This is a genomic window from Alkalibacterium sp. s-m-28, from assembly GCF_054658175.1.
On sequence record NZ_BAAGIQ010000282.1, the window covers coordinates 1 to 437 of the forward strand.

The following is a 437-nucleotide window of genomic DNA, read 5'->3' on the forward strand; positions in this document are numbered from 1 at the left end:
GGAACTCTTCAAGCCATTTTTAAAAGAAAATCAGCTGAATCAAATATCAAAAGCGGCATAATAATCGGTACCAAGTCAATGACACCAAGGGTCAAAGGCTATTTTTTAACTGCAAAACTTGAGTTATTAACACGCTGGACAACCGTTTCTTTTTCATTGACCCAATCTTGTTTCTGATGATGTGGGGTGACCAGTATATGTGTAATGCCCTCTGATACCGCTAATTTGGCCATTTTAATTGATTCTTCTAGTGATTTTGATCCATCGTCTACCCCCGGCAATATGTGACAATGCAAGTCGTACATATGTATCCCTCCTCGTATAATAAGTTTGTAGTTAAGAATTGTTCTTAACTTAGTTGATTGATTAACTGTTTGAAAGAATGGAGCTTTCTCCCCCATGGGGGAGAAAAATTTCAAAAAGTCGCTTTTGATGAT

At 37.3% G+C, this 437-nt stretch carries 1 protein-coding gene; it reads right to left on the reverse strand.

Annotation, left to right across the window (positions count from 1 at the left end; genetic code table 11):
- Positions 1-98: 98 nt before the first annotated feature.
- Complete coding sequence (locus tag ACYQ4S_RS12330) at positions 99-305, reverse strand: CpsB/CapC family capsule biosynthesis tyrosine phosphatase (protein ID WP_459771465.1); 207 nt, start codon at positions 303-305, stop codon at positions 99-101.
- Positions 306-437: the final 132 nt, after the last annotated feature.

Coding starts and splice junctions, on each gene's coding strand:
- ACYQ4S_RS12330 (WP_459771465.1), bottom strand. CDS start 305: ATGTACGACTTGCATTGTCACATATTGCCGGGGGTAGACGATGGATCA.